Source organism: Bartonella phoceensis (assembly GCF_902825145.1).
Lineage (GTDB): Bacteria > Pseudomonadota > Alphaproteobacteria > Rhizobiales > Rhizobiaceae > Bartonella > Bartonella phoceensis.
The window spans coordinates 1-7,902 of the sequence record NZ_CADEAD010000017.1 but is presented as its reverse complement, the minus strand read 5'-3'; the positions used below and the strand labels follow the sequence as shown (position 1 = coordinate 7,902).

6 protein-coding genes are annotated in these 7,902 nt (G+C 38.7%); all 6 read right to left on the bottom strand.

The window, feature by feature from the left end; translation table 11 throughout:
- A partial coding sequence (locus tag J7R07_RS07815) for a hypothetical protein (protein WP_208436302.1) occupies positions 1 to 1,099 on the bottom strand: 1,099 nt, incomplete at its 3' end.
- A 292-nt stretch (positions 1,100 to 1,391) separates the two neighbouring features.
- Positions 1,392 to 2,483: a BID domain-containing T4SS effector gene (locus J7R07_RS07810; RefSeq protein WP_208436301.1), complete on the bottom strand. Its 1,092-nt coding sequence runs from the start codon at positions 2,481 to 2,483 to the stop codon at positions 1,392 to 1,394.
- A gap of 239 nt (positions 2,484 to 2,722) precedes the next feature.
- Positions 2,723 to 3,397, bottom strand: a complete 675-nt coding sequence (locus tag J7R07_RS07805) for a BID domain-containing T4SS effector (RefSeq protein WP_208436300.1) — start codon at positions 3,395 to 3,397, stop codon at positions 2,723 to 2,725.
- Between the two features lie 323 nt (positions 3,398 to 3,720).
- Entirely contained in the window at positions 3,721 to 4,209 is a 489-nt protein-coding gene (locus J7R07_RS07800; protein WP_208436299.1) for a BID domain-containing T4SS effector, read from the bottom strand.
- Positions 4,210 to 4,628: 419 nt separating this feature from the next.
- Positions 4,629 to 5,684 carry a BID domain-containing T4SS effector gene (locus J7R07_RS07795; RefSeq protein WP_208436298.1) on the bottom strand — a complete coding sequence of 352 codons (1,056 nt, stop codon included), beginning with the start codon at positions 5,682 to 5,684 and terminating at the stop codon, positions 4,629 to 4,631.
- Between the two features lie 265 nt (positions 5,685 to 5,949).
- Positions 5,950 to 7,011 carry a BID domain-containing T4SS effector gene (locus J7R07_RS07790; protein WP_208436297.1) on the bottom strand — a complete coding sequence of 354 codons (1,062 nt, stop codon included), beginning with the start codon at positions 7,009 to 7,011 and terminating at the stop codon, positions 5,950 to 5,952.
- Positions 7,012 to 7,902: the final 891 nt, after the last annotated feature.

The window sequence follows — 7,902 nt, the reverse complement described above, 5'->3', positions numbered from 1 at the left end:
CCCCGCCAGTCGCGCCGATTGGTGTGTCCGGAATAGACGCGTATATGGGCTCATCATCTGGAGCAGGTCCAAAGTCTTGCTCTCTGCCTCTTGAGGATGCTGCATCTGAGGAAGCTATCCAACTGGCCATGCCGGCTTGTATGTCCGGAATAGACGCGTATATGGGCTCATCATCTGGAGCAGGTCCAAAGTCTTGCTCTCTACCGCTTGAATGCGCTGCATCTACGGAATCCGCCCTCACTGGCTTATTTGGTATAAATTCGTATCCGCCACTACTACTTGTATCAGACTCAAAACTTGGCCCTCTACTTTGGAAGAAGCTTTGGTCCATGGAAGCTCTCGCGGATGGACTGCCTGGCATCGGCTCGTATACGGATGGATCACCTGGTTCAAACTCAAGATCTGACAGCACCTCTTGCGAGCGTGGCGGCAATGCTGGAGGAACAGATAGATCAGGATCAGAATTATCAACATTTGGCTGTTTAACGTTTTGATGCGTCTGGCCTTTTTTATTAACAGTTGCGTATATAGGCTCTTTCTCTGGACTTGGTCTAGTATCTAGAGCACCGTCTTCTGAAGAAGAGGCTGTAAAGTCTTTATCGTATGCAGCGTATCGCTTTTTACCTTTTGGGGGCCAAGTGTGTGTAGAAGAAGGCAGATCGTATATAACCTCCTGCCTTACATGAGAGGGTTGACCGGGAAAAGAAGGTGCAGCGTATATATCCTCTAAAGAACCACCTTGTGAGTAGAGTGGGCGGTTTGAAAGAGGTGAATCATATACGGATTCCGGCTCTTGGGTTTGAGCAGCGTTTAGCGCATCAGGGTCTGGGGCAAGTGGACGAGGGGAAGGGGGTTTATCGTATAGAGATTCGGGATCTTGACTGCTTAAAGAAGATGCGCCAGGTGAAGGAGGTGTACCGTATATGGGTTCCATCTCTCCTACTGGGGGGTGTGTAGCATCTATTGGGTGCAGTGGACGGGGAGTAGGAGGTGTATCGTATACGGGTTCTTGTGTCGCTGTAGTTGGCTGCGCTGAGGGAGACTGCGCACCACTCTGTTCTGATTTCTGGACTTCAAAAGGGGAGGGTTTTTTTTTCATGCATTTTTCCTTTCAAAATTTCCCAATATTTAATAATTTTAAAAAACCTTTTTTATATTTGCCTCACTTTTATTTTTCAGTTTTTTATGCGAAGAAGGGTAGTAACTCCGTGTGAATTGTAATCCGTATTTGTAACCACATATAGTGACACAGTTTAATCAATCGCTTAGTTCTCATAATGGAAGATTCCTGTAGAACTTCTCCAGATACTACCCACAACCTTTAACGCAAATCGCTTCGCGGGATTTGCGTCAAAAACCAGGTTGAAAGCTAAAACTTATCTCACGCCTACTTAGCTAGCGAGAGCGAGTGTTTTTGATTCCGAAACCTTGCGTGGTTGAACACTTTGTACTCTTTCACGCTCATGTCTAGAAGTTCCGGCTAATTCGGCAGATTGTTCACGGCGTTCTTGTTTTTCTTGATGCTCCTGTAAAATGCTTGCTTTTACCTGCTCTACAGTATCTGCAAAACTGTCAATAGCGTTTAACAGTTGCGGAAAACCTGCCTCAGCATGTCTGCGTACTCGATCTTTAAAACCACAGCACTCCATACCGGCAAGTTTATGAAATGACTGACAATTCTCTGTAAGTTGCTGTGTAAGTCTGGCTCCTACAGAAGGATTTTCGAATATACACTCTATCTGTTCGTTCAAAACACCTTGCTTTCCGAAAACTATGCCACACCAATATTTTATTCGTTCTTGATATCTTCTGACTGCAGAACGTTGTTGAGCCATTTCAATAACTTCTGCATCCGAAAGGAATTCTTGTGAATCTCCAGAATGATAGGGGGTTTTCAAAATTTGGGACATTGCCCTGGTGCCTATGTGTCGCTCATAGCGCCCTAATTCTTCTTGCGGGGAATGAGACAGATCGTCTCTTGCAAGTCTTACGGCCTCTGTGTAACACTTAACAACGTCACACAAGAAAGGTAAACTCTTTTCAGCTTGTTTGCGTGCCCCATTTTTTATGCCACATACATTGGTACCAGCAAATTTAGAGAGATTGCTAGGATATCCTAGAAGTTGCCATGAAAGATCCGCTCCTAAAGCTGGGTTTCCTCGTATTTCCTCAACTTTTTCCTGTAAAATATCTCTTTTGCCAAAAACAAGATCAGACCAACGAGAAATTTCCTCTTCACATGCCTTAACTAATGGATTATGTGAAATTAGGCGCGTAATTTCCTCGTCTGATAAAGCACTTCCTATCCTTTGCGAAAGGATCTTTGCCTTTTCAGATTTATCACCGACCACAATCCCTTCTGTTAATGATATTTCTTTACCTTTCTCAAGCGCAAAAACCCCTTCTTCACTTTGGGAAGAAGCACTTGCACGAGAGTTCTCTAATTTACGTTTTTCAGAAGAGTGTTGGTGGTGTTTTTTCATACATATTTCCTTTCAAGGATTACTTCAAAACCTCCTTGATGCACTCTCTATGCTTATACCTTGATAGTTTTACATGAAGGAGGGCCTCTCTTCTCTCATGACTGGGTTTTATGTTTTTTGTATGTTCTTTACGAGAAATAATATATAAATTAAAATCAGAAAAACCATTCTGATGAATATCTTCTACAATATCCTACCACTCCAAAAAAATCAGATAAACAATAAGAAATTATGTGCTTTCACATAGCAAAAGTAACCTTTTTCTTCAATTTACACGAATCCCCCTGTTGCTTTAGAGCAGAACGATCTTCTGACCTTTTATAACGGGCACTGTCCATAGCCATTTTTTCTGAGGTTTTTAACCCCACATACTCTCTTTGTGCTGCGATCTTACGGATAATTTCACCATGCGCCGCATTCACAACCCCTACCAACTCTTCAAAAGCATCACACAATGAATGTACATGCTCTTCAGCTCTCTTGCGTGCACGACTTTTAATACAAAGTATTTTTACACCAGACAATGCACCAACACTCCTAGGATCATTTGAAATATCTAATAAAAAATCCTTTCCTCTTACAGGGCTCGCCATCACTCCTGTAACCCGATTATTTAAAATGCCTGGATTGCCATAAATAATATCGCAAAGATGATGAATACGATCCACACATTCTCGAACTTTTGAATCCCTTTGAACCCGTTCAAAAATTTGTCTTTTCATGGGCGACATCGTATTATAGAGCGGAACGGAACCCCTGGAAACAGCCTTTCTGGAGCTTTTTTTGGGAGGGCGTACATACTGCTGCTTGCTGCGTGGCTCGGAAAGATTTGCCTCGCCGAGTGGCCTGTAGACTCCTACATCAAGGCCTTGTGAGGTGGATTGTGTCAAATCGGAGAGGGTATATTTTCTCATGCACACTTCCTTTCAAAACAATTCTAGAAGACCTCTTTGGCGCATTCTACACCTTTATATTTTAACAGTATTTGAAAAAAGAAGAGATTAACTGGAACTTTCAAAAATTTGCACTACATATAACGAACCACAATTTGTACTTGTGCCTTTAAATATGGTTTTTTTATGAAAATACTATCAATATATAATAAAATAACAGAATCTATTTTGATGGATATTTTTTGTGATATTCCCCTATAATCCTCGACGCAATTCACATAAGATAGCTTGCGCAAAAAGAGTAGACTGAAAGGCAAAATGAGATATTACTCCATAATACGTGCTTACATCACTCTGCTTTTATCAGTAGTTTTACGTGGATGAATGTCTCGCGAACAACCGGACTTTTGCATATTTCCTACCTGTTGCAGTTTTTTTACAGCTGCTTCTTTTGGTTGTTCCTGCTGATGAAGATCTTTTTGTTTTCTCTGATTAAGGATAATGTCTTCGTGTACTTCTTGTACAGTCCGTACAAACTGTTCCAGAGCATTATATAAAGTCCAAAAATGTTTTTCAGCATGTTTGCGTGCATTGCTTCTTATACCAAGTATTTTTAGACCAGCAAAGCTACAAAAACTCTCAGGATTTTGCGCCATGTTCACGAGAAGTTTAGGTCCCTTTACAGGGTTTTCAAGAATTTTAGTCATTTCCTCTTCTAAAGTATTTGCATTACCATAAACAATTTCGGACAAAGATTTGACTTTTTCTTGACTTTGCAGGACGTCTGAATTGTTTCGAAGTTCGTTAAGAATCTGCTTTGATAAAAGCGGCATTGTTGCTCTTTCTATGATTATCTTTAAATATACAAATTTTCTGGGTTTTGTGTGCCGTTCTTTGTTATTTTATGAACGAACTGCGTAAAGGTTTTTTGGGCTCACTTGTGTAAAAAGCTATAAGTGATACCTTTCTGTGAAGATCTTTTTGCAAAATTATTTTAGAGAGTCCTTTTAGTGTGCTCTCTACTGTTATGCTTTGATAGTTTTTACACGAAAGATCATTATCAATCTTGCATTTATTTTAGTACGATTGTATCCTTAATATGTATTTTTCCTTATGAAGTTATACGAATACATCTAAATTATGGACCCTATTTTTAAGGTATTTTCTACAAGACCACATAAGAAACTGAGCGCAATTCATGCAAAAAAACCTGTGCTAAAAGACTAGATTCAAAGTAAAAGATGATACAAACTCACATAGCCAAAGCCATCCTTCCAGATTCACCTCTACGTGGTCGTTCTTGTTGTGGAGCAGAATGATGTTCTGCTCTTGCGTGCTGAATATTTTGTGCAACAGCTGCTAATGTTTGATTGTGTAATACATCACCACGTTCTTGTTGTTCACTATGTTCTATCTGAAGAAATGTTTTTGCGGATCTTAAAATACCACTATAAGACCAAAGACAGTTCTTCAGATGCGCCATATTCGATTCGGCTTTTTTACGCTCTTTGCTTTTAAGACCACACATATTAAAACCAGCAAGACTATGGTACGTTTCAGGATTGTGTGTAAGTTGACGCAAGAGAGAAAAAACTTTACGAGGATTTTGTGTAACTTTGTCAACGGCTTCGTTTAAAACATCTGAACGTCCAAATACCTTTACACACCAATAGTTGATTTCTTCTTTACGTTTTTGAATAAATAAATTTCGTTTAAATACTTCTATTGTTATCTTATCGAAAACATCTATTTTTTTAACACTCTTATATGATTTCAGCAGACTTTCGACTGCCTCTATACCCTGTATTGGTTTTTCATGGTCGCTTTGTCCTCTTTGGGATTCCATCCTGTTGTGCGCATGTTTTGAAGTTTTTACTAAACCATAAATGGCATCATGGAGAAAACTTAAACCTTCCATGGCATTTTTACGTGCTCTATCATTAAAGCCACAAATATTTTTACCAGCCAACTTATAAATAGATTGAGGATTTAACGCAATTGCCCATAAAACCCTATTGCCTCTAGAAGGATCTTCTAGAATTTTTGTTATTATTTCATCACAAATACCCTCTTCACCAAAAGCTATTTCAGACCAATTTCTTACGGCATTTACATGTACTGAGATCAAAGGATTTTTCTGTAATTCATCTACAATTCCTCTCTCAGAGTGATTAGTTTCTTCTTCTTGTAGAGCAGGTATTACAGTATGAAGATCTCCAGAAACAGATGCCCCTCTAACGGATTGTTCACTGGATCCCCTTGATTCTTCTATAGAAAAGTGTGCGGAAGAAGAAAAATTTTTTTTCATATATATCTCCTTTTAAGAATTACATTCAGGATATCTTTTGATGTATTTTTTAGCTTTATGCTTTTGTAATTTTTATACAAAGGGGAATATCAATTTAAATGATCCCCAAAATCTCAGATTCCCCAGCTCATTTACAGCCAATTGTCTGTCTCTTATGAATGCCTGTCTTTTCTAAATTTTTTTGTAAGATTTTACCATAATCACCGACGTAATGCAGATGAAATGGTCGGCATTCAATATAGGACAAAAGCCATAGGACGTAGGCTCATAGAACAAAGGCTACGGTTTTTACAGGCTTAATTGCGCGTGAGCATTCTTGTTGTGGAGCGGTACGATGTCTTTCTTCGACAGGATGAATATTTTGTGTCACTTCTGATGCACTATAACGTTCCTGACGCGTTTCATGACTCTGTGCAATATGTTCCTTGGCTTGTCTTACGACATCAGTATAAAGTTTAATGTTGTTACACAGAGAGGTGATACTACTTTCAGCGTTTTTGCGTGTTTTATTTTTAAATCCACATATCTTTATACCAGACAACTTATGAATAGATTCAACGTTGTTTTTAACTTGACGTAAAAGATCATCACCGGTAGCTGGATTTTCCCGAATATCCATCATTGTTTTCGTTAAAATGTTTGCATTTCCATACACCTTTGTACACCAAAATTTAATTTGTTCTTCATACATTCGGACTGATGAGAGCATTGGCAACATTTCAATAACTGCACTATTTACGAGAGGCCCTTTTCCTCTTTCAGCGCGATAGGGTAATTTTTGCAGAGGTTGGGTTGGTGTTGCACATTCTGCCGACTGTTCACCACTTTTTTGTTGTGTTTGAGAAAGCAATTGATCTCGTTTATGTACTACCATTTGTGTATACTGCTCGAGGGCGCTGCATAAGGGCGTAATACTTTGCTCAGCATTTGTGCGTGTTCTATTTTTTAAACCACATGCATTTATACCGGCCAATTTATGAAAAGATTCAGGTTTTACCGCAAATCGCCATGAAATCTCATCTCCCCGAGCAGGATTTTTTAAAATATCTCTCATTTCTTTCTGAAAAACATTCCCGTTCCCATAAACAGCTTTTGACAAACGGACTATTGATTGTGCACACTCCATGATCTGCGGATCACGCCACACTTTATGTGCAAGCGACACTTCTGATAAGTAGGATAGTTCTCCGTCCGAATCACGTATTATATGGCGCTCCTCAGTGGCGTGTTCTTTAGCGGTAGATGTTCCTACAATAAGTTGCCCATAGAGTTGCCTTAATTCTTCTATAAAAAATTGAGAAGAAGAGTATTGTTGATTTTTTTTCATGCATATATCCTTTTTAAAAAATTAGCATGCTCTTCACCTTCACGTTTTGATAGCTTCTGTACAAAGAGAGATATCGATTCAAACGATCTTCGAAGATTTCATGCTATCCATGCCTATCGAAATCAATATTTGTGTTTTTTGTACGGTTTTTTTATGGAATTTTATTGATATATTATAAAAATTACGGAATGTATTATGATAGAGATCACACTTTGTCATAATTCTTGATGCCATTGAGATGAAAGTATTCATTCTAAGAACCATATGAAAAGCTGACTTATGTTTTATCCGTAAGAGATATCGATAAGGTACGATCGATTTTGATGATCTACACCTCATGTTTTTAGCAAGATTTAGGGTTTGGAAAATCGCTTTTGTTTAGCTTTTTGGTGCAGCGAGCATGTTGTTTTGTTGCAGGATTATTCTTCTGTACGATTTTACAATTTTTTGATGTTAGATAATTTCGTAACCGATATGTAAAAACATGAAGCTATCGTTGTAACGGTATAGAGAAGACATCCTTATGTTATTTTTTTGATAAAATAAAAAAACTTCGCAAACTTTTGACACATTGTCTTGGATACCTCTATCTCTTTTAATGCTGCGCTAAAACGTATTTTTCGTCCAAGAGTGTCCTATTCTCTGCAGTCTGTCTGCGATTTGGATTTTTTATATCAAGCGCTTTTTTGCCTGCAAGTTTGCCGAAAAACAGAGGATATTTTAAACTCTGCCATACAAATTTCCCTCCGTGGAAGAAGGGCCTTTTTGAAGCCCTTCAATTTTTTCTTAAAAATAACGAGGTTAACGGAGACAACTTGGTACCCATACTGCATGCTTATTCCACGACCTCTTTTTATTTTTCTGGGGTGAGGAGGTGGTTTTTTCCCTCGC